The sequence below is a fragment of the Brevundimonas sp. P2_A6 genome (assembly GCF_056404975.1).
The window spans coordinates 208,159-229,219 of the sequence record NZ_JBFUCZ010000001.1 but is presented as its reverse complement, the minus strand read 5'-3'; the positions used below and the strand labels follow the sequence as shown (position 1 = coordinate 229,219).

Annotated in this window: 20 protein-coding genes; 11 read left to right on the top strand and 9 right to left on the bottom strand. The window is 67.5% G+C overall.

Annotated elements, in window-relative coordinates; genetic code table 11:
- Positions 1-5 precede the first annotated feature (5 nt).
- The 4 genes from carB to AC1DW4_RS01195 all read left to right on the top strand — a co-directional run bounded on the left by carB (position 6) and on the right by AC1DW4_RS01195 (position 5,036).
- On the top strand, positions 6-3,308 hold the full coding sequence (gene carB, locus AC1DW4_RS01210) for a carbamoyl-phosphate synthase large subunit (protein WP_477015411.1): 3,303 nt from the start codon (positions 6-8) through the stop codon (positions 3,306-3,308).
- 1 nt (position 3,309) lies between these two features.
- The gene (locus tag AC1DW4_RS01205; RefSeq protein WP_477015410.1) at positions 3,310-3,609 is read left to right on the top strand and encodes a DUF1294 domain-containing protein; all 300 of its coding nucleotides are present in this window, start codon (positions 3,310-3,312) and stop codon (positions 3,607-3,609) included.
- Between the two features lie 79 nt (positions 3,610-3,688).
- On the top strand, positions 3,689-4,168 hold the full coding sequence (locus AC1DW4_RS01200) for a hypothetical protein (protein ID WP_477015409.1): 480 nt from the start codon (positions 3,689-3,691) through the stop codon (positions 4,166-4,168).
- Positions 4,169-4,241: 73 nt separating this feature from the next.
- Positions 4,242-5,036, top strand: coding sequence for a hypothetical protein (locus AC1DW4_RS01195; protein ID WP_477015408.1), 795 nt, complete (start codon positions 4,242-4,244; stop codon positions 5,034-5,036).
- Between the two features lie 2 nt (positions 5,037-5,038).
- Here the strand turns inward: AC1DW4_RS01195 and AC1DW4_RS01190 are convergent, their stop codons facing one another.
- Genes AC1DW4_RS01190 through selD form a run of 3 tightly spaced genes read right to left on the bottom strand, consistent with a single transcriptional unit; the run spans position 5,039 to position 8,451 of the window.
- The gene (locus AC1DW4_RS01190) at positions 5,039-6,331 is read right to left on the bottom strand and encodes a dicarboxylate/amino acid:cation symporter (protein ID WP_477015407.1); all 1,293 of its coding nucleotides are present in this window, start codon (positions 6,329-6,331) and stop codon (positions 5,039-5,041) included.
- A 27-nt stretch (positions 6,332-6,358) separates the two neighbouring features.
- On the bottom strand, positions 6,359-7,411 hold the full coding sequence (mnmH, locus tag AC1DW4_RS01185; protein WP_477015406.1) for a tRNA 2-selenouridine(34) synthase MnmH: 1,053 nt from the start codon (positions 7,409-7,411) through the stop codon (positions 6,359-6,361).
- Positions 7,408-8,451, bottom strand: a complete 1,044-nt coding sequence (selD, locus tag AC1DW4_RS01180; RefSeq protein WP_477015405.1) for a selenide, water dikinase SelD — start codon at positions 8,449-8,451, stop codon at positions 7,408-7,410. The genes mnmH and selD overlap by 4 nt, the downstream gene beginning before the upstream one ends.
- 93 nt (positions 8,452-8,544) lie before the next feature.
- Between selD and AC1DW4_RS01175 the strand changes: the two genes are divergently transcribed.
- From AC1DW4_RS01175 to AC1DW4_RS01155, 5 genes are all read left to right on the top strand, one after another.
- On the top strand, positions 8,545-8,766 hold the full coding sequence (locus AC1DW4_RS01175; protein WP_477015404.1) for a cysteine protease: 222 nt from the start codon (positions 8,545-8,547) through the stop codon (positions 8,764-8,766).
- Positions 8,767-8,831: 65 nt separating this feature from the next.
- The gene (locus AC1DW4_RS01170; protein WP_477015403.1) at positions 8,832-9,497 is read left to right on the top strand and encodes a glutathione S-transferase family protein; all 666 of its coding nucleotides are present in this window, start codon (positions 8,832-8,834) and stop codon (positions 9,495-9,497) included.
- 53 nt (positions 9,498-9,550) lie between these two features.
- On the top strand, positions 9,551-9,769 hold the full coding sequence (locus AC1DW4_RS01165; RefSeq protein WP_477015402.1) for a hypothetical protein: 219 nt from the start codon (positions 9,551-9,553) through the stop codon (positions 9,767-9,769).
- A gap of 141 nt (positions 9,770-9,910) precedes the next feature.
- A complete protein-coding gene (gene greA / locus AC1DW4_RS01160; RefSeq protein ID WP_477015401.1) occupies positions 9,911-10,384 on the top strand; it encodes a transcription elongation factor GreA in 474 nt (157 codons plus the stop codon).
- Positions 10,375-11,367 (top strand): mitochondrial fission ELM1 family protein, encoded by a 993-nt coding sequence (locus AC1DW4_RS01155; protein WP_477015400.1) that lies wholly within the window; start codon positions 10,375-10,377, stop codon positions 11,365-11,367. Before greA ends, AC1DW4_RS01155 begins: the two co-directional genes overlap by 10 nt.
- On the opposite strand, the gene AC1DW4_RS01150 is transcribed toward AC1DW4_RS01155, so the two are convergent.
- Positions 11,364-11,675 (bottom strand): hypothetical protein, encoded by a 312-nt coding sequence (locus AC1DW4_RS01150; protein ID WP_477015399.1) that lies wholly within the window; start codon positions 11,673-11,675, stop codon positions 11,364-11,366. The genes AC1DW4_RS01155 and AC1DW4_RS01150 overlap by 4 nt on opposite strands.
- 64 nt (positions 11,676-11,739) lie before the next feature.
- Here AC1DW4_RS01150 and trxB point away from each other — a divergent pair, with 64 nt between their 5' ends.
- On the top strand, positions 11,740-12,759 hold the full coding sequence (trxB, locus tag AC1DW4_RS01145; RefSeq protein WP_477015398.1) for a thioredoxin-disulfide reductase: 1,020 nt from the start codon (positions 11,740-11,742) through the stop codon (positions 12,757-12,759).
- Between the two features lie 4 nt (positions 12,760-12,763).
- On the opposite strand, the gene AC1DW4_RS01140 is transcribed toward trxB, so the two are convergent.
- The 5 genes from AC1DW4_RS01140 to AC1DW4_RS01120 form a co-directional block, all read right to left on the bottom strand.
- Positions 12,764-13,267 (bottom strand): BLUF domain-containing protein, encoded by a 504-nt coding sequence (locus AC1DW4_RS01140; RefSeq protein WP_477016196.1) that lies wholly within the window; start codon positions 13,265-13,267, stop codon positions 12,764-12,766.
- A gap of 23 nt (positions 13,268-13,290) precedes the next feature.
- A complete protein-coding gene (locus AC1DW4_RS01135) occupies positions 13,291-13,698 on the bottom strand; it encodes a response regulator (protein ID WP_477015397.1) in 408 nt (135 codons plus the stop codon).
- 72 nt (positions 13,699-13,770) lie between these two features.
- Positions 13,771-15,714 (bottom strand): PAS domain-containing protein, encoded by a 1,944-nt coding sequence (locus tag AC1DW4_RS01130; protein WP_477015396.1) that lies wholly within the window; start codon positions 15,712-15,714, stop codon positions 13,771-13,773.
- Positions 15,715-15,791: 77 nt separating this feature from the next.
- Positions 15,792-17,009, bottom strand: coding sequence for a cell wall hydrolase (locus AC1DW4_RS01125; protein WP_477015395.1), 1,218 nt, complete (start codon positions 17,007-17,009; stop codon positions 15,792-15,794).
- A 98-nt stretch (positions 17,010-17,107) separates the two neighbouring features.
- Positions 17,108-17,590, bottom strand: a complete 483-nt coding sequence (locus AC1DW4_RS01120) for a Dps family protein (RefSeq protein ID WP_477015394.1) — start codon at positions 17,588-17,590, stop codon at positions 17,108-17,110.
- A 175-nt stretch (positions 17,591-17,765) separates the two neighbouring features.
- On the opposite strand from AC1DW4_RS01120, the gene AC1DW4_RS01115 reads away from it, so the two are divergent.
- Positions 17,766-21,044 (top strand): PAS domain S-box protein, encoded by a 3,279-nt coding sequence (locus AC1DW4_RS01115; RefSeq protein ID WP_477015393.1) that lies wholly within the window; start codon positions 17,766-17,768, stop codon positions 21,042-21,044.
- Positions 21,045-21,061: the final 17 nt, after the last annotated feature.

Genomic DNA, 21,061 nt, shown 5'->3' with positions numbered 1-21,061 from the left:
CTGAGATGCCCAAACGCACGGACATCAAATCCATCCTGATCATCGGCGCGGGGCCGATCGTCATCGGCCAGGCGTGCGAGTTCGACTACTCGGGCGTCCAGGCCTGCAAGGCGCTGAAGGCCGAGGGTTACCGCGTCATCCTGGTCAACTCCAACCCGGCCACGATCATGACCGATCCGGGTCTGGCCGACGCGACCTATATCGAGCCGATCACGCCGGAGTTCGTCGAGCGGATCATCGCCCGGGAACGCCCCGACGCCCTCTTGCCCACCATGGGCGGCCAGACGGCGCTGAACACCGCCCTGGCGCTCGATGCGTCGGGCGCGCTTGAGAAATACGGCGTCGAGATGATCGGGGCCAGGGCTGAGGTCATCGACAAGGCCGAGGACCGCCAGAAATTCCGCGACGCCATGGATAAGCTGGGTCTGGAATCGCCCCGGTCAAAGGCCGCCCACACCCTGGACGAGGCCCTGGACGGCCTGGAGTTCGTCGGCCTGCCCGCCATCGTCCGCCCCAGCTTCACCCTGGCCGGCACCGGCGGCGGCATCGCCTATAACCGCGAGGAGTTCGAGGAGATCGTCCTGCGCGGCCTGGACCTGTCGCCCACGACCGAGGTGCTGATCGAAGAGAGCGTGCTGGGCTGGAAGGAGTACGAGATGGAGGTCGTCCGCGACACGGCGGACAACTGCATCATCATCTGCTCCATCGAGAACATCGACCCGATGGGCGTGCACACGGGCGACTCCATCACGGTCGCCCCCGCCCTGACGCTGACGGACAAAGAGTACCAGCGCATGCGCACGGGCTCGATCAACGTGCTGCGCGAGATCGGCGTCGAGACCGGCGGATCGAACGTCCAGTGGGCCATCAACCCGGCCGACGGCCGGATGGTCGTGATCGAGATGAACCCGCGTGTGTCGCGGTCGTCCGCCCTCGCCTCCAAGGCCACAGGCTTCCCCATCGCCAAGGTCGCGGCGCGGCTGGCGGTCGGATACACGCTGGACGAACTGACCAACGACATCACCATGGTCACCCCGGCGAGCTTCGAGCCGTCGATCGACTATGTCGTGACCAAGATCCCCCGCTTCGCCTTCGAGAAATACCCCGGCGCAGAGGCGACCCTGTCGACCTCGATGAAGTCGGTCGGCGAGGTCATGGCCATCGGCCGGACGTTCCAGGAATCCATGCAGAAGGCCCTGCGCGGGCTGGAAACCGGCCTGTCCGGCTTCGACGAGATCGAGATCGAGGGCACGGTGGACGTCGAGGATGACGCCTCCGCCCGCGCCGCCGTCGTTCGGGCGCTGGGCCAGCCCACGCCCGACCGCATCCGCGTCATCGCCCAGGCCTTCCGCCACGGCCTGTCGGTCGAGGAGGTCAACGCCGCCTGTTCCTACGAGCCGTGGTTCCTGCGCCAGATCGCCGACATCGTGCGCGAAGAGGGCCACGTTCGGGTCAAGGGCCTGCCGACCAGCGCGGCGGACTTCCGCACCCTGAAGGCCAAGGGGTTCTCCGACGCCCGTCTGGCCCAGCTGACGGGTTCGACCGAACGCGAGGTCCGTCACGCCCGTCGCGCCCTGTCCGTGCGACCTGTCTTCAAGCGCATCGACACCTGCGCCGCCGAGTTCAAATCGGCCACGGCCTACATGTATTCGACTTATGAGACCGGTGCCCTGGGCCAGGTGCCCCAATGTGAATCCGAGCCGACCGACGCGAAGAAGGCCATCATTCTCGGCGGCGGTCCCAACCGGATCGGTCAGGGGATCGAGTTCGACTACTGCTGCTGCCACGCGGCGTTCGCCTTCGCAGACATCGGCGTCGAGAGCATCATGGTCAACTGCAACCCGGAGACCGTCTCGACCGACTACGACACCTCGGACCGGCTCTATTTCGAGCCCCTGACGGCCGAGGACGTGCTGGAGCTGATCGAGGTCGAGCGGTCCAGGGGCGACCTGATCGGCGTCGTCGTCCAGTTCGGCGGCCAGACCCCGCTGAAGCTGGCCCATGCGCTGCACGAGGACGGCATCCCCATCCTGGGCACCAGTCTGGACTCCATCGACCTGGCCGAGGACCGCGAGCGGTTCCAGGTCATGCTGAACGACATCGGCCTGATGCAGCCGCCCAACGGCCTGGCGCGGTCCGCCCAGGAAGCGGCCGACAAGGCGGACGAGGTCGGCTACCCCGTCGTGCTCCGCCCCTCCTACGTGCTGGGCGGACGCGGCATGATGATCGTCCATGATCGCGAACAGCTGGACCGCTACGTCGGCGAGGCGATGCGCGTCTCGGGCGACGATCCCGTCCTGATCGACCACTATCTGAACCGCGCCACCGAGGTCGACGTCGATGCCCTGTGCGACGACGAGACGGTGTTCGTGGCGGGCGTGCTCGAACACATCGAGGAAGCCGGGGTCCACTCCGGCGACAGCGCCTGCTCCATGCCGCCCTTCTCCCTTTCGGCCGAGATCGTCGCCGAGCTGAAGCGCCAGACCGAGGCCATGGCCCGCGCCCTGAAGGTTCGCGGCCTGATGAACGTCCAGTTCGCCATCGAGGAGCCGCACAGCGACAGCCCCCGCATCTTCGTGCTGGAGGTGAACCCGCGCGCGTCCCGCACCGCGCCCTTCGTGGCCAAGACCATCGGGCAACCGGTCGCCGCCATCGCCGCCAAGGTCATGGCCGGGGTGCCGCTGTCGTCCTTCGGCCTGACCGACGTTCCCTACGACCATATCGCGGTCAAGGAAGCGGTCTTCCCCTTCGCCCGCTTCGCCGGCGTCGACACCATCCTGGGCCCGGAGATGCGTTCGACCGGCGAGGTCATGGGCCTGGACTTCAAACGGCCCGGAGAGGCCGACATGGCCCCTGCCTTCGCCCGCGCCTTCGCCAAATCCCAGATCGGCGGCGGTACGACCCTGCCCACCACCGGCTGCGCCTTCGTCTCGGTCAAGGACGCGGACAAACCCTATGTGGCGGAGGCGGTCGCCCTGCTCCTGAAACAGGGCTTCGAGGTCATCGCCACCGGCGGCACCCACGCCTATCTGGTGGAACAGGGTCTGAGCGTCGGCTACGTCAAGAAGGTGCTGGAAGGCCGCCCCAACATCGTCGATGCGATGAAGAACGGCGACGTCCAGCTGGTCATCAACACCACCGAAGGCAAGCAGTCGCTGCAGGATTCGTTCAGCCTTCGCCGGACCGCCCTGATGATGAAGATCCCCTATTACACCACTTCGGCCGGGGCCCTGGCGGCGGCGCAGGCGATCGGGGCGATTCAGGCCGACGCGCTGGACGTCCGCCCCATCCAGGATTTCGCCCACTGAGATGGCACCCAGCCGGATCGATCTGTTCCTGATCCTCCTGGCCCTGGCCAACGGACACGCCTTTCTGCGGTTCTGGATCGACAAGCGCGCGGCCGTGGCGGGCGTTCGGCGTACGCCGGAAAAGGTCCTGCTTTGGGCGGCGGTGTTCGGCGGGTTCGGGGCGTGGCTGGGTCAGCACCTGCTTCGGCACAAGACGCACAAGGAGCCGTTCCGCACCCGCCTGGGCGTGGTGATCCTGATGCATCTGGCCACGGTCGCCGGGATCGTCTGGTGGCTGCTGACGGTCCCTGATTTCGGTTAGGCGGTCGTCTTCGGTCACTTGATGACCGGCGTCAGCGGTGATTGTCTGCGCGGTGGTCGGCACTGGCGAGGGGGCAGGGATGATTGCGGCTAAGGTCATGGGCCTGTTGTTGGCGCTGTGGGGCCTCGCCCCACAGGGGCCGCCTCCGCCCGAGGTCGGCCTGGTGCGCGTCGTCGGGCCTGACGTCGATGCCGAGACCCTGCACCGCAGCGAAGGTACCCTGACCACCCTGGTCACTCGCCGCTATATCGCCCTGCGGGAGACGCCCCTGAAGGACAGTGACTTCACGCCTTGCCTGACCGAGGCAGACGGCACGCGTTCGTGCATCGAACAGACCTTGTCCCGGCTTCAGGCGCGCCCGGGCGACATCGTGGTGCTGGTCGAAGCCGCCGACGACGGCTTTCGATGGACCTGCGTGGGAAAACCGGTCGAGGCGTTCGAGCCGGACCATCAGGTCTTTCGACGCCTCTTCCGGGCCCGCACGGATGACGACCTGAACGCCGTCTTCAACCGCGCCTCGGCCTGCCTGACCTACGCCGGACATCAGAGCGGCTGGTAGATCGACGCGGGCGGAAAGGGAATTATCCGAGGGAAGGCCGAGACCGATGAAGCGAAATTCCATAATCTGGACATTGTGCGGCGCAGTCCTGGCCGGATGCGCCTCCCTGCCGTCCGCCACGTTGCCCTCCGGTCCTCCCGAGGCCATCGAGGTCGTCTACCGTCCGGACGTCATGTTCTATTCCGTAGAAAACGGCGGCCGGGGGCGGTTTCGCGTGAGCGACCGGGAAGACTACGTCTTTGAGTCCACGCCCGATACCTACGCCCGGGTCGCCGCCCTGCTCGCGCCGTTGCGAGACGGCGGGAACCCCTGCCCCAGCCAGCTGACCTCCGATCCGCCCGGTCATATCCGGTGGACCCGCGGGGATGACGTCCACGAGGTTCCACTCACCACGACGTGCAACGATCCCGCTCACATCCAGCGCTCGATCCACAGCAATCAGGCGTTCCGTTACGTCTACGATCTGGCCGAGCGGGCACCACAACCCGGCCATCCTCCCCTGCCCGCGCCGTCACAGATCAAGCTGGTCTGGATGACCTGGGGAAATGTGCGCGAGGAATGGACAATCCCGGCCGGGGGGACCGCGCATTGGCGCCAGCCGCCGGACGGCGACAAGGATTTCTCAGTCTCTGCCGCCGACTTCGAGCGCGTCCGAGCTCAGTTCCGGGCCTTTGAAGGCATGGCCTTCCGCTGCGAACGAACCGTCTATGACATGCCTTACGGCAAGGTGGTCTGGTCGCAGGACGGCCTGCCGGATCAGACGCTCGAGTTCGACCTGGGCTGTGTTACGGGCGACGCCGACGCCGTGCTGGAGAGTGTCGAGAAGGCGACGGCGGTGATGGTGCAGATGCGCGACCGGATTGGCTGATCTCAGTCCGCATCCAGTAAATCCGAAGCGCCAGACCCCTCCACGATCCGCGCCGCCGCCAGGTCGGCGGTGACGTTGCCGACGGTGCGGAAGATGTCCGGCACCACCTCGACGGCCAGCAGCAGGGGCAGAACCTGCAAGGGAATGCCCATGGCCAGGCAGATCGGGCCGATCGAGGCGAAAAAGCTGACCTGTCCGGGCAGGCCGACGGTGCCGATGCTGATGGCCAGGGCGGCGACCGATCCGGCCAGCAGCACCTGCGGGCTCAGCACCACACCGAACAGCTTGGCGCAATAGATGGCGACGGCCAGGTTGGCGACGGTCGAGGTGATGCGGAACACCGCGACCGCCAGCGGCAGGACCAGACCCGCCGTCGGGGCCGAGACCCCAAGCCGCGTCGTCGCCCGCTCCACCATCACCGGCAGGCAGGCCAGCGACGACTGGGTCGAGAACGCCACGACCTGGGCCGGGGCGACGGCCGAGGCGAACCGCCCCAGACTGATTCGTCCGAACACGACGGCGATGACATAGGTCAGGACGATCAGCCCGATCAGGCTCAGCACCACCAGGGCGATGTAATGGCCCAGCACCCCCGCCGCCCCCAGCCCGGCCCGCAGCCCCACACCCATTGCCAGGGCGAACACACCCAGCGGTGCCACGGCCAGCACCCATTGCACGATCACGATCATCGTCTGGGCCACCGCCTCGAAGAACAGGGCGACGGGCTGGCGCAGGCGCTCGGGCAGTTTCGTCGTGGCGAACCCGAACGCGATCGCGAAGACCACGATGGCCAGGATGGCGTCGTCGGCCGCGGCCTTGATCGGGTTGGAGGGGGCCAGGCCCGTCAAAAACGCCTCGAACCCGCCGCCGGTGACGTTGCCCGCAACCTCCGACGCGGCCTCGGGCGGGGCGCCGGCGATCAGGGCCTGGGCCCCCGCCGGATCGATCGGCCACAGCATATGCAGCCCCAGCGACGAGCCGACCGCCCAGACCGTGGCGACGACCAGCAGGGCGGCGAACACCAGAACGGCCTTAAGCGCCAGCCGCCCGGACGCCGCCGCATCCGCGATCGAGGCGATGCCGGTGACCAGCAGGCTGAACACCAGCGGGATGATCGTCATGCGCAACGCATTCAGCCACAGCTGACCCAGGGCATCGACGACCGCGATCGTCCCCGTCCCGCCCGGAATCCCATAGGCCTGCGCCGCCGCCCCCGCCGCCACGCCCCCGACCAGGGCGATCAGCACCCAAAGGCTGAGAGAGGTGAAGATGGCGCGCGTGCGTGATCGGGTCATGACGGTGACGCTAACCGTTTCCCTCTCCTAGAGGGAGAGGGTCTTGACGATGGCATCCGCCGCCCGATCCAGTTCGCCGTCCGACACATCGACCATCTCGACCCGCCCCAGCATTGGCCGGTCGCGCCGCGCCGACATGCGCCGATAGGCCGGGTCATAGTGTTCGGCGATCAGAGCGGCCGCAAGGGCCTCGACCTCCCCCTCTCGCGCCATGGTCTTCCACCCGGCGACCGTCTCCTTCGAATGATGCGGCGGCAGGCGACCGAGCGCCGTCTCAAGCGCCCCTGCATCCGCCGCGATGTCGGCATAGACCCGCGCCGAAAACGCGGCTCGCGCCTCAACGGGGGCCGACAGCTCGATCACCGATGCCCGACCCATCGCGGCCCACAGCGCGGGCGGGATCGTGCGCGCGCCGATCCGGCTGCTTTCGGCCTCGACCACTACCGGCCGCGCGGGATCCAGACCCTCCATCGCGGCGAACAGGCGACTTTCGAAAAGCTTCTGCGACGGCTGGGGCCGACCTTTCAGCGCCCCGAAAAGGGAGCCGCGATGGGCCGCCAGCCCTTCCAGATCGAGAACCTGAACATCCCGTTCCGCCAGCCGGGCCAGCAACGCCGTCTTGCCCGACCCGGTACCGCCGTCCAGCAGCACGACCTCCAGCCCCGAGCCGTCACCATACAGGGTTGCCTGAACGGTCCGCCGCCAGGTCATATAGCCGCCGTCCAGCACCGTGACCGGCCAGCCGATCTGGTCCATGACCGCCGCCATGGCTCCTGACCGCTGCCCGCCGCGCCAGCAATGCACCAGCGGCCGAAAGCTGCCGTCGCGATCCCTCAGCGCGCCATCCAGATGCGCCGCGATATTCCTGGCCACCTTCGCCGCCCCGATGCGCCGGGCCAGGAATTTCGACTGCTGGACATAGATCGTCCCGATCTCGGCACGCTCGGCGTCGTCCAGGACCGGCAGGTTGATGGCCCCCGGGATGTGATCCTCAGCGAATTCGGCCGGGCTGCGCACGTCGATGATCGCGTCGAAGCCGCCCCGCGCCGCCGCCGTCAGATCGGTCGTGCGCCGGATCAAACGACGCGCACCCCGGAGCCTTCGGTCATCCGCCCGACCACAGCCGCCCGGCCGAAGCCCGCCGCCCGCACCTGATCGAGAACGGCAGCGGAGGCTTCGGGCGCGACCGCGATCAGCAAGCCACCCGAGGTCTGGGGGTCGGTCAGCAGATCGCGCCGCCACCCTTCGAACCCTCCGGGCAGGGCCATGCTCGCGCCATAGCTGTCCCAGTTGCGGCCGGATGCGCCGGTGCGAACGCCGTCGGCTGCCAGCGTCTCCACGCCCTCCAGAAGCGGCACGGCGTCCGGGTCGATCTCGACCGCCAGCCCCGAGCCTCGCGCCATCTCCAGCGCATGACCCAAAAGCCCGAAGCCGGTGACGTCCGTCATGGCATGAACCGCATCGACGTCTGCCAGGTCGGCCCCGACGGCGTTCAACTGCGTCGTCGAGTGGATCATCGTCGCATACCCCGCCGCGTCGAGCCGCCCCTGCTTCAGCGCCGCGCTGAGCACGCCGACGCCCAATCCCTTGGTCAGGATCAGGACGTCGCCGACCCTCGCCCCGCGGTTGGTCCGCACCCGGTCGGGATGCACCAGCCCCAGCGCAACCAGCCCGTAGATCGGCTCGACGCTGTCGATCGAATGACCGCCCGCGACCGGGATGCCCGCCTGCCCGCACACACTGGCCCCGCCCTCCAGGATGCGCCCGATCGTCTGGGCCGACAGGACGTTGATCGGCATCCCCACCAGCGCCAGCGCCAGGATCGGCCGCCCGCCCATGGCATAGACATCCGACAGGGCATTGGTCGCCGCGATCCGGCCGAAGTCGAAGGGATCGTCCACCACCGGCATGAAGAAGTCCGTCGTCGCCACCAGAGCCTGGGTGTCGTTCAACCGCCAGACCGCCGCATCGTCGCTGGTCTCGGTCCCCACCATCAGATTGGCGAACGCCGCGCCTTGCGGCATCCCGGCCAGAATCTCCCGCAACACGCCCGGCGACAGCTTGCAGCCGCATCCGCCACCATGGGCGAGACTGGTCAGGCGGGGCTCGGGCGTGCTCATGCCCGTGGTGTGGGCGAAAGCGCGCAGGGTTTCAACGACCGTGAACCTGTGCCGCAAAGGATCGTTGTCAGGGACGAACCGAGGAGAACCCTGATGGCCCTGTCCCGTATCGCCACCGCCCTGGGCGGACTTCTGCTGTCGCAAGGTGGCCGCCGCTTCGCCGGACGCCATGCCGGGAAGCTCGCCCTAGCCACCCTGGCCTATGAGTTGTGGCAGAGCCGCCGGACCGGTGTGACACCCAACCTCAAGACCGGTCCGCGCCCGACGCAGTCCCAGACCCATCCGCGTCGTCGGTGGAGCGGACGGACCGGCTGACGCAGCCCTTGCGCTCCGCCGCGTCAACCGCGCTAGGGTGACCTCGCACGCAGCGGAGCCGTTCCATGATCGTCGTCCATCACCTGAACAACTCCCGGTCCCAGCGCGTGCTGTGGCTGCTGGAGGAGATGGGCCTGCCCTATGAGGTCAAGCGCTACGAGCGGGACGCCAAGACCATGCTGGCCCCGCCCGAGTTGCGCGCGATCCACCCGCTGGGCAAGTCGCCGGTGATCCAGGACGGCGACACCGTCGTGGCCGAGACCGGGGCCATCGTCGAATACCTGCTGGAGGCCTATCCTGGGCGAGGGCTGAAGCCCACGGTGGGGACGCCGGAGGGCCGCCGCTTTACCTATTGGCTGCACTATGCGGAGGGGTCGGCCATGACTCCTCTGCTGTTGAAGCTGGTGTTCGGAGCCTTGCCGCCGCGCTCGCCCGGGCTCGTGCGACCGTTGGTCAGGGCGATCGCGAACAAGGCCCAGACCGGTTTCATTGATCCTCAGATCGCGACCCATACAGCCTACTGGGAGGCCGAACTGGGCAAGTCGGAGTGGTTTGCCGGCCAGGCCTTCAGCGCCGCCGACATCATGATGAGCTTTCCGCTGGAGGCCGGCGCCAGCCGCGTGCCCTACGGCAGCGACAAGCCCCGTCTGAAGGCCTTCCTGAGCGCCATTCACGCACGTCCTGCCTATCAGCGCGCCCTGGAACGCGGCGGGCCTTACGCCTACGCCTGACGCGACGGGCAACCATGGCCAGTGGCGGGCGTTAACCGGTCATGCGCTTTCGAATGATCCACATCTGTGCCGCCCTGGCCGCCGCGGTCGCCCTGTTCCTGGCCTTCATCGCCATGGGCATCGCAGTCATGTCCGGTTTGGCGGCGCTGCTGGCCGCGGCCCTGGTGGCCTGGATCGTCTACCGTGTGGCCCGCAACACCCTGACCCGACAGCGGGCCAATCGCGTCGTCGTCGAAACGCCGCCCCAGGCCGTACCGCCGCCCGCGGCCTGACCCCGCCTTGAGTTTTCGGTCGGTCTGCCCTAGTTTCTTCGGCCGGTCGCGCGCGCCCAGCGATCCAGTGCATTCGCCAGAGTTCCTCTTTCAGTCCCCTCTCCGGTTTACCGGGCGACAACCCAGAAAAATCACGACCACATGGAAAAAGTGCCGATGACGGCCGAGGGCTACCGCTCCCTCGACGATCAGCTTAAGCAATTGAAGTCGGTGGAACGGCCCAGCGTGATCGCGGCCATCTCCGAGGCCCGTGAACACGGCGACCTGTCCGAAAACGCCGAGTACCACGCCGCCAAGGAGCGTCAGGGCTGGATCGAAGGATCGATCGCCGAGATCGAGGACAAGATCAGCCGCGCCCAGGTCATCGACGTCTCCAAGCTGAGCGGAGATCAGGTCAAATTCGGCGCCACGGTCACCGTGGTCGACGAGGATACCGAGGAAGAGGGCCGCTACCAGATCGTTGGCGAGCACGAGGCCGACGTGAAGCAGGGCAAGATCTCGATCTCCTCGCCCATCGCGCGCGCCATGATCTCCAAGGCGGTCGGCGACACGGTCGAGGTGAACACCCCAGGCGGCGTCAAGGCCTACGAGATCCTCAAGGTCGAGTGGAAGTAGGCTCCGGCCCTTTTCGCATCCAGGTCGTCTCCGACGGCCGCATCGGCATGGAAAATCAGGCGCGCGGCCTCGCCGAGGCGGTGGCGCGCCTCAGACCTGCTGAATTCGACGTCCGACGCGTTCGCTGGCGGCCGGCGTTCGACTGGCTGCCGGTCGGACTGAAGTCGCCGTGGATGCTCGACCAGGCCGCCGACGCGCCCTTCCCGGCGCCTGGAGAGACCTGGCCAGACCTGTGGATCGCCACCGGCCGCGCCACCCTGCCCCTGTCGCTGGCGGCCCGTCGGCTGAGCGGCGGCCGCACCTTCGTCGTCCAGACCCAGGATCCACGCATCGACCCGGCCGGATTCGATCTGGTCGTGGCTCCGGCCCACGATGGCCTGAGCGCGCCGAACGTCGCGTCCATCACGGGGTCACCGCACCGGATCACGGCGGACGCCCTCGCCGCCGCCGCCCCCCCCTTCGCCGATCGCCTGGAGCCCCTGCCCCGGCCGCGCGTGGCCGTCCTGATCGGCGGACGGTCGAAGGCTTTCGACCTGACCGAGGATCATGCCCTGGCCCTGGCCGACCGGATCGAGGCGGCCGTTCGGGCGGTCGATGGGTCGGTCCTGCTGACCTTCTCGCGCCGCACGCCGGCGGTCGCGAAATCGGCCATGACGCTTCGTCTTTCGGACCTGCCGGGCTGGATCTGGGACGGCACCGGCGCCAATCCCCTCTTTGCCTTCCTGGAGGCGGCCGATCACATCCTGGTCACCGAGGACAGCGCCAATATGGCCGCCGAAGCCGCCTCGACCGGCAAGCCGGTTCACATTCTGCCGATGATCGCGCGCAAAGCCGCCGGGAAGTTCGCCCGGCTGCATGCCGATCTGGCCGAACGCGGCGCGGCTCGCGCCTTCGACGGGACCCTCGTGCCCTGGACCTATGATCCGCTGACCGAAACGGAGCGGGCCGCCCGCGTCATCCTGGAACGGATGGCTCGGGCTTAGTCGCCCCCGCCACCGCCGCCGTCACCACCCCCGCCGTCAGAGCCTCCACCGTCGCCGTGCGACCCGTGGCCGTGACCATGGCCATCCGACCCGCCACCCATGATCAGCGGAAAGGTCGCGTCGTCTTTGCCGTCGCCTCGGTTCGAGCTGCGTTTGCGCCCGCTGGCGTCCAGGGCCACGCCGACCGCGATCCCCAGGGCGAAGCCGATGATCAGACCGATCAGGATGCTGCCGACGGCATAGCCGATCCCGGCCCCGACGGCCGCACCGATGGCGATGAACACCCCGATGTAACTGCGTCCCTGCATGCGAGCGTCCTTATCCACACCTGCGGGCATCGCGCCCGGCGGAATCAGCGACTAGATAGCACTCATGAGCTCTTCGAAAACCACCCCCACGACCGTCAGATGCGCCATCATCGGGTCCGGCCCCGCCGGCTGGACCGCCGCCATCTATGCCGCCCGCGCCAGCCTGAACCCCGTGGTCATCGCCGGCATCCAGCCCGGTGGCCAGTTGACCATCACCACCGATGTCGAGAACTACCCCGGCTTCGCCGAGGTCATCCAGGGCCCCTGGCTGATGGAACAGATGAAGGCCCAGGCGCTGCACGTCGGCACGGAGATCATCGAGGACATCGTGGTGTCCTGCGATCTGTCGCGGCGCCCTTTCCGGCTGACGCTGGACAGCGGAGCCGAAATCCTGGCCGAGACCGTCATCATCTCGACGGGAGCCCAGGCCAAGTGGCTGGGTCTGGAGTCGGAGGCGAAATACCAGGGGTTCGGCGTCAGCGCCTGCGCCACCTGCGACGGCTTCTTCTATCGCGGCAAGCAGGTCGTGGTGGTGGGCGGCGGCAACACGGCGGTCGAGGAGGCGCTGTTTCTGACGAACTTCGCCGCCAAGGTCACCGTGGTGCACAGGAAGGACGAGTTCCGCGCCGAGAAAATCCTGCAGGATCGACTGTTCGCCAATCCCAAGGTCGAGGTGGTCTGGGATCATCAGGTGGATGAAATCCTGGGCCAGAACGATGGTGTCGCCTCAAACGTCACGGGCGTCCGGCTGAAGCACGCAAAGACCGGCGAGACGCATGAGCGGGCGTGCGACGGCGTTTTCATCGCCATCGGCCACGCGCCGTCATCCGAACTGTTCCTCGGCCAGCTGGAGACGAAACAGGGTGGCTATCTGGTGGTGAAGCCGGGTACGACGGCGACCAATGTCGAAGGCTGCTATGCTGCGGGGGACGTCACCGACGACGTCTATCGCCAGGCTGTGACCGCCGCCGGAATGGGCTGTATGGCCGCGCTGGAGGCCGTCAGGTTTCTGGCCGAGGAAGATCACGCGCGCGCGCATCACCCGATCACCCACCACGAGGCGGAAAAGATCGGCGCCTGGTAGGAACTCAGCTCTTGGGCTTCGCGCCGACCGAGGCGACGGCCTGGGACGCAAGATAGTCCCGCGGTCCTCGCCCGCCTTCCAGCAAGGCATCCTGGCGCTGCACGGCCCGCGACAGGGTCGCGCCATAATCCGCCAGTCGTGCGCCCTCGTCCTGAAGCAGCAAGGCCACGATCGCGAGTTCGTCCGAGGCCAGGCGAGGGCTGACCATGTCCCAGTCGGCGAACAGACGTCGTGATGAAACCCGCCGGTCGATCACTTGCACGTCGCTGTGACGGGGATCGCGCAACAATCGCTTCAGCAGATCGTCGACGGCGGCTTCTGTCCCCTCGATGATTTGCACGAAGGTGCCGTCGACCACCGTCAGAACGCCGGTGATGCCATCGCGCGCATTCAGCGGGCGGGCTTGCGACAGGATGTCGGACATCTGAAGGGCGCTCGCCGCACCGTCTCGACTGTGGCTGCGGTAGACAAGCTGCCAGACGGCGGCCTTGTCGGAGATCTCGATCATGGGGGCCACGCGGTGCGCTTCGATCAACCGAACAGCTGAAGCTCGGGCGGCGCGTATTCGACCGGACGACCCTGGCGACGACGCAGAGCGTAATCGACTGCCGTCTGGACCGCGCGTTCGTCGGTCGGCTTGGTCAGTACACCGATCGTGCCGGCCACACCGTCGCGAACCATCCCCGGATTGGCCGTCATGAACAGAACGGTGACGCCCTTTTCCTGACCCAGCTCTCGACCCAGCTCGATTCCCGTCGGTCCATCCTGCAGATGGATATCGACCAGAGCGAGATCGATGTCGGTCTCGGCCGCGACCGTCCGCGCGGCTCGCGCGTCCGCCACGGTGCCGATGACCTCGTGACCCAGGTCCTCGAGTACGAACCGGAGTTCCATCGCGACCAGGGCCTCGTCCTCGATGATCAGGATACGCGCAGTCATGAGCCTTTTCGTTTCAAGGTCTGTAGCAGTTAAAGAGTGTCCGCTAACGAACGCACAACGTCGTTACGGGTTTCATGCGAGTTTGAGAGCGGCCCTGCGTCTTGAGAGCGCAGTGGCGGGGATGTCTGCCTCGACGACCAAACCCTCGGGCTTCCATGTTCGTTCCAGTCGTCCACCCAGTTGGCCCTCGACCGACAGGGTGGCCAGGGACGATCCGAACCCCGCGCGCTCGGGTTCACCGGCGATCAAAGGCCCCCCGACCTCCGTCCAGCACAGGATAAAACGCTCGCCCTCTGCGCGTGTGGTCAAAAGGACACGCCCGTCCTGCATCGACAAAGCCCCGTATTTCGCGGCGTTTGTGGCCAGCTCATGGAACAGCAGGGCGACAGACGTGGCCGCCTGATCGTCGAACACCGCATCCTCTCCCTCGATCAGGACGCGGGGACGGCCCGCGTTGTCGGCATAGGGCACGAACAGCGCGTTGAGGAAGGTGTGCAGCGTGGTGTTGCCGACCGTTGGCCGAGAGACTTCCGAATGTGGACGGACGAACTCGTGGGCCCTCGCCAGGGCCCCGATGCGGTTGCGCACAGCCGCTGCGAAGGCCTTGGCCTCGGGGTGCTCGCGAGCCGACAGGGCGATCAACGCCGAGATGACGGCGAAGATGTTCTTGATCCGGTGGCTCAGCTCCTGGCTGACCAGATCCTTGCCCTGCTCCAATTTTTTCAGATCGTCGATGTCGGTGCAGGTGCCGAACCAGCGGGTGATCTGACCCTCGGCGTTCCGGATGGGCGTGGCGCGCCCCAGCGTCCAGCGGTACACCCCGTCGGCGCGGCGCAGCCGGTATTCAATCTCATACGGTTCGCCCGTTTCGAGCGAGTGCCGCCAGGCCGCCCAGGCGCGCTCCTGATCCTCGGCGTGGAACATGCCATTCCAGCCCTCGCCGTCGGTCGAACCCTCCGGCACGCCCGTGTATTCGTACCAGCGGGCGTTGTAGTAGTCGTGGAAGCCGTCAGGCAGCGTCGACCAGACCATCTGCGGCAAGGAGTCGGCGATGGCGCGAAACTTCGCTTCGCTCTCGGCCAGGGCCTGGGTCGCCCTGGCCAGACTGGCGTCGGCCACCTTCTTGTCGGTGATGTCGACGGCAAGGCCCGGAAAGCGCAGCGGCGTGCCGTCCGGTGCCGCATAGACCTGACCGCGCGCCAGCAGCCAGCGTTCGGCCCCGTTGGGCTGGACGACACGGTACTCGCTGATGAAGTCGCCGGTGCCCTCGATCGCGGTCTGGATGGCCTCGGAGACCCGCGTCCGGTCGTCTGGATGGATGCAGGCCGTGAACTCGGCGATCGGCAGACCTGCGGTAGCGCGCGCGGGGTCGACGCCGAACATGCGGGCCATGCGGGTGTCGGCGACGACCTTGTCCTCCGGCACATGCCAGTCCCAGGCCCCGATGTGATCGGAGGCCGCCAGCGCGCGGCGGACCGCCTCCTCGCTACGATCTCGCTGGGTCACGGCCTGCCGCAACTCCAGCTGGACGACGACCTGACGCGCCAGAACGCTCAGGGTCTGGGTCTGAACCGGCGTCAGCCCGCCTGGACGGGCCGTCGTGTCGATCACGCACAGCGACCCCAGCGGCAGACCCGCCGAAGTGATCAGGGGAGCCCCTGCATAGAACCGGATGTTCGGCTCACCGGTGACCAGCGCATTGTCCTTGAAGCGCGGGTCGAGCGAGGCGTCCGGTACGACCATGATGTCATGGCCACGCATCGCCTGGTCGCAGAAGGACAGGCTGCGATCCGTCTCGCAGACGTCCAGACCCACCCGCGCCTTGAACCACTGAATGTCTTCCTCGACCAGGCTGACCAGGGCTATGGGCGTCTCGCAGATCGCGGAGGCCAGTCTGGCGATCTCGTCGAAGTCGCTTTCCGGCTCGGTGTGAATGACCTCGAGCGACCGCAAGGCCGCGAGACGATCCAGCTCGGTCCAGGTCTGCGGGGTCCGCGGGGTTTGGGGGTCGCTCAAACGGTATCCTTGGGGCGGCGCGAATGGCCAAGCCGTCAAATGCGTGAAACCTTGACCGGGTTGCAAGCGTGGCGGTTTCAGGGGGCGGGTTTGCCGACTTCCTCGACGTCCATCCGGGTCACGCCGGCGGGCGGGGGGGCGGTCGGCACCGGTGCGAGGGCAGGAGCCTCGAACGTCGCCAGCCGCGCATTGATGGCGGCGATCTCGTCGGCCGTCCCGGGGCGGCGACCGCCCAGGCTGGCGACGCCCACGACCCGCGTATGACCGTCGATTTCGACGGTGCGCAGATTGGCCCCGCCCTGGGCCAGCACCGCCGCGTCCTCGGCGCTCAGGTCCCCTGCCGCAGCCACCTGCGTCGATGGTGCGATCAGGCGAGGCCGCGAAAAGCGGGCTTCGTCGATGACCGGTTCGTGGCCCCCATAGCGCTGGTTGAAGGCGGCGGTCTCGCCGTAGATGCCCTTCCAGCGATAGAAGATATGCGCGCCGATCTGGGTGATCTTGGCCAGGGTGGGCGACCACCAGGGGTGGACATAGTCAGCGTGGTAGTGGGTCGCGGTGCCGACCTTGTCCGCCACATGCCCGGCCAGAGCCCGCTCGGCCACGATGCGCGCCCGATCCCAGGCCCAGCCGACCGGGGCCTGGGACAGGGCTCCGTCGCAGGTGAAGCTGAACTGGCAGCCGGTCGTGCGCTCCGCGCCTTCGAAGACCACGCCGCAGACGGTGTTGGGATAGTTGGGATCGCGCACGCGGTTCAGGATGACCTGGGCCACGGCCTCCTGGCCTTCCGTACTCTCCAGCGCGGCCTCGTAGTAGACCGCCTGTGTCAGGCACCGCATCGCCCGTCGGCGATCGGCCTCGCTGGCGGCGTTGAAGACGAAGGGCCGGGCTGCGCGCAGCGCCCCCGTGCTGGCCGGCATGGCGGCGTTCAGCCTCTGGGCCTCCAGCCCGTTCGCACCCAGTTCCAGCGACGGCTTGCCCGCCAGGGTCAGGCTTTCCCAGCCGGGCGTCAGACCCAGCTGCGCCGTGTGCCGCTCGTTGGGATCGAAGCGGATGGCCAGGGCCAGCTGCGCCGGGTCCATCCGCGCGGACAGCGCCGCCAGACCCCGCGCGGTCAGATCGCCCTCGGTCATGCGCGCCACAGCCTCGGCCGTGCGATCGGTGTCGGACCTGACCGTGGACCCGGCCGCCATCGCCACGCCCAGCGCCGCCAGGGCGGCCGGCACCGCCGCCGCATAGCGTCGGGCGCGGGTCTTCACCCGGGTCCAGTCTAGAGGTATGGCGAACGATACGGTCATCAGGGTTTCGGTTCAGGCGCGAGCGCCGCGAGGGCCGAGGGCGATAGCCTGCCTTCGCGGCGCTTTTCAGGCCGAGGATTACGGTTCCGCGAGCAGGATTATCGGCCCCCCAGGGTCGAACGCAGCATCCAGGCGAACTTCTCGTGGGCGGCCAGCCTCTGGGTCAGCAGGTCCACCGACACGTCGTCGCCGTCTTCGTCGGCGACCGCCAGGGCGGCCCGGCAGGTGGCGATGACCGTTTCGTGGTCCTTCATCAACTCCTTCAGCATCGCGGGCGCGTCCTTGTCCGGATCGCCGTCCTTGATCGACGTCAGATTCGCGAAGGCGGAGTGCGACTGCGGGGCGAACTCCCCCAGCGCGCGGATCCGCTCGGCGATCTCGTCCAGGGCGTCCCAGATGTCGCGGTACTGCTGCTCCAGCAGATTATGATAGGTGAAGAACTCAGGTCCCCGCACGTTCCAGTGATACCCGTGCGTCTTCAGATAGATGGCGAAGCTGTCGGCCAGGACCTTGCTGAGTTCCTGGGTCACATCGGTCCGTTCGGCCTTCGTCAGGCCAGTATCGATCGTGGCGGCGGTCATGCGAAATCCTTTTGTCGTCTGGCGGGCGCGAAACGTCAGTTAGGTAGTCTAGCCTCCCTCGCCAACCCGCAGGCTGCGGCAGGGTCGCGTCTGAGACCCATCGCGAACGGCCATGGAACGCGAGGCGGGTGAAAAGCGTTGCCGCAGATCGCGCCACCGCGCGAACGGGGGATTGATGAGCGTCGCTGGGGGATCGGTTCGCGGGTGGCAACCGGAGGCGGTGCTGGCGCGCTTGGCTCGCGTTCACGCACGGCCATGGTGGCAGGGCGTCCTCCTCGGCCTGGCTTTCGCCGCGGCAGGGCTGGCCATCCGCTGGGCGGGGAATGCCTTTTACGGCAACGTGACCGGCTTCATCATCCTGCTCCCGGCCGTCACTCTGGCCGCCTTGACCGGAGGACGCATCGCGGGGTTTTCCGCCACCCTCGCCTGTCTTTTCGGAGGGTGGGTCATCGCCGGCCCCAGTGCCGTCGGCGTCGGTCTTTCCTCGCCCATGGGCCGAGTGGCGACGTTCAACTTCATCATCGTCGGCGCATTCGTCACGCTCGTGGCGGCTTCCCTGCGCAAGACCCTGGCGCGGCTGGACCGGACCGTCGCCGATCTCGGCCGCAGCGAGGCCAGGTTTCGCACGGCCGTCGATGCGGTTCGCGGCATCCTCTGGACCAACACCGCCGACGGCCGGATGGAAGGTGAACAGCCGGGTTGGTCCGCCCTGACCGGCCAGACGCATGCGGACTATCGCGGCTACGGGTGGGCCGACGCCGTGCATCCCGACGATGCCGCCGCTTCGGTCGAGGCCTGGAAACGGGCCGTGGCCGCTCGCACCGTGTTCGAGTTCGAGCACCGCGTCATGACGGCGGCCGGCCTCTATCGCACCTTCGCGGTCCGGGCGGTGCCGACCCTGGACGCCTCGGGGGCTCTTCTGGAATGGGTCGGCGTCCACACCGACATCTCCGATGCCCGGGCCGCCGAGGTGGCCCTGCGCGAGAGCGAGCAGCGCTTCCGCCTGATGGCCGACACCGCGCCCTCTCCCGTCTGGCTGACCGATGCGGCCGGGGACGTCGAGTTCGTCAACGCGGCGCTTGTGACCTTCTACGGCAGGCCGGGCGAGACCTTCATGGGGCAGGCGTGGAAAGCGTCTGTCCATCCTGATGACATCGACGCCGTCAATTCCATCCAGGTCGACGCACGCACCCGCTTCGACCCTTATTCGTTCGAGGCGCGGTTCCAGCGCCATGACGGCGTCTGGCGCTGGATGCGCGTCGCGGTCAATCCGCGGATCGATGGGTCCGGCGACTTTCAGGGCTATGTCGGCCTGTCGTTCGATGTGACCGAGACCCGCAATGCGCTCGATGCCCTGGCTCGCCAGGAACGCCGCCAGCGCTTCCTGCTGGAGCTGGCCGACGGCGTTCGCGAACTGGAGGACCCCCAGGCCATCATGGATCATGTCCAGAGCATTCTGGGTCGCCTGCTGGGGGCGTCGCGGGTCGGCTACGGAGACGTGTCCGATGATCGCCAGATGGTCACGGTGCACCCGGACTGGACAGAAGGCGTGCCCAGCGCGGCCGGACAGCGGGCGCTGGCTGATTTCGGCGGCCTGATCGATCCAGAGCTGTTCCTGGGCCTGACACTGGTCGTCAGTGATACCCGGACCGATCCGCGAACCGCGCTCTCACCCGTGGCGTATGAAAGCCTCCAGATCGGCGCGTTCGTCGTCGTGCCCCTGTTCCGCAGCGGCGAGATGCGTGGCTTTCTGCAGGTTCACTCCAGAACACCTCGCGACTGGCTGGCCGAGGACATTTCCCTGATCGAAGATGTGGCCGAGCGAACCTGGTCCGACGTCGAACGCGCCCAGGCGGAGCTTGAAGTCCGCGACAGCGAAGCCCGCTTCCGGGCCGTGGCCGACACCGCGCCCGTCCTGATCTGGGTCACCAACAGCGACCGGACCCGGTCGTTCGTCAACCAGGCCTATGTCGATTACATGGGCGGCGACTACGAAACCGTCCGGACGGCCGATTGGCGAACCTATATTCATCCCGAGGATCAGGCCCGGCTGGTCACTGAATCCCTGGCCGGTGAAGCGACCGGCCAGCCCTTCGCGCTGGAAGCGCGGTATTTGCATCACAGCGGCGAATATCGCTGGCTGAGATCGTTCTCCCGGCCTCGCCTGACCCTGCATGGCGACGTCATCGGCTTTGTCGGCGTGGCCTTCGACGTCACCGACGCCCGGCGGGTCGAGCAGGATTTGAAGCGCATTAACGAACTGCTCGAGGAACGCGTGGGCGAGGCTCTGGCCGAAAAGGCGAAGGCCGAGGCCGACCTGATGCACGCCCAGCGGATGGAGGCCGTCGGTCGTCTGACCGGTGGCGTGGCCCACGACTTCAACAATCTGCTGACCGTGGTGATCGGGGCTCTGGACCTGATCCTGAAATCGCCCGACGACGCGTCGCGGCGTCAGAAGTTCGGCGAGGCCGCCCTGTCCGCAGCCCGGCGCGGCGAACGACTGACGCACCAGCTTCTGGCATTCTCGCGTCGTCAGGCGCTGCGTCCGGAGGCCATCGACCTCAATGCCCTGATCCGGGAGAGCGACCCCCTGCTGCGGCGCGCCGTGGGCGAGGCCGTCACCTACAGGCTCAAGCTGCGTCGGGGTGGGGCGCGCGTCAGCGTCGATCCGGCCCAGTTCGAAGCGGCGCTTCTGAACCTCATCGTCAACGCGCGCGACGCCGTCGGCGACAAGACCGATCCGGATGGGGGCAGCATCACCGTCCAGACCCAGGCCTGTGAGGTCGAAGCCGGGCAGGTCAACGAGCTCGCGGCCGGTCACTATGTCTGCGTCACCGTGTCGGACACGGGCGTCGGTATGGACGAGGTGACGAAGCGCCGGGTCTTCGAGCCCTTCTTCACCACCAAGTCGGTCGGCAAGGGAACGGGTCTGGGTCTCAGCCAGGTCTACGGTTTCGCGCGTCAGAGCGGCGGCGGGGTAAATATCGAATCGACACCCGGAGAGGGCACCCGGATCACCCTCTATCTTCCGCCGGTCGTGGCCGAGGAAGCGGCGACGCCGCAACCGGCGATGCCGCGAGGTGACCTTTCGGGTCGAAGCCTGCTGCTGGTCGAGGACGACATCGCTGTCGCCACCATCGCGGTCGATCTGCTGGCCGGAATGGGGCTGGAGGTCGAGGCGGTCGAGAACGGGCCTGACGCCCTGGCCGCCCTGTCCAGGAGGCGCTTCGACATCATGCTGTCCGACATCGTCATGCCGGGCGGCATGACCGGCTTCGAACTGGCCCGTCAGGCGGCAAGCCGGGATCCCAAGCTGCGCATTATTCTGACATCGGGCTATGCGGGAGACGACGTGGATGCAGCCCTGGCCGAGGCGCCCTGGCCGTTCATCCGCAAGCCCTACTCCAGCGAACAGCTTATGGTCGCGCTGGGGCGATCCACAGTGGATGCCTGATCGCGGTCACCCTAGCC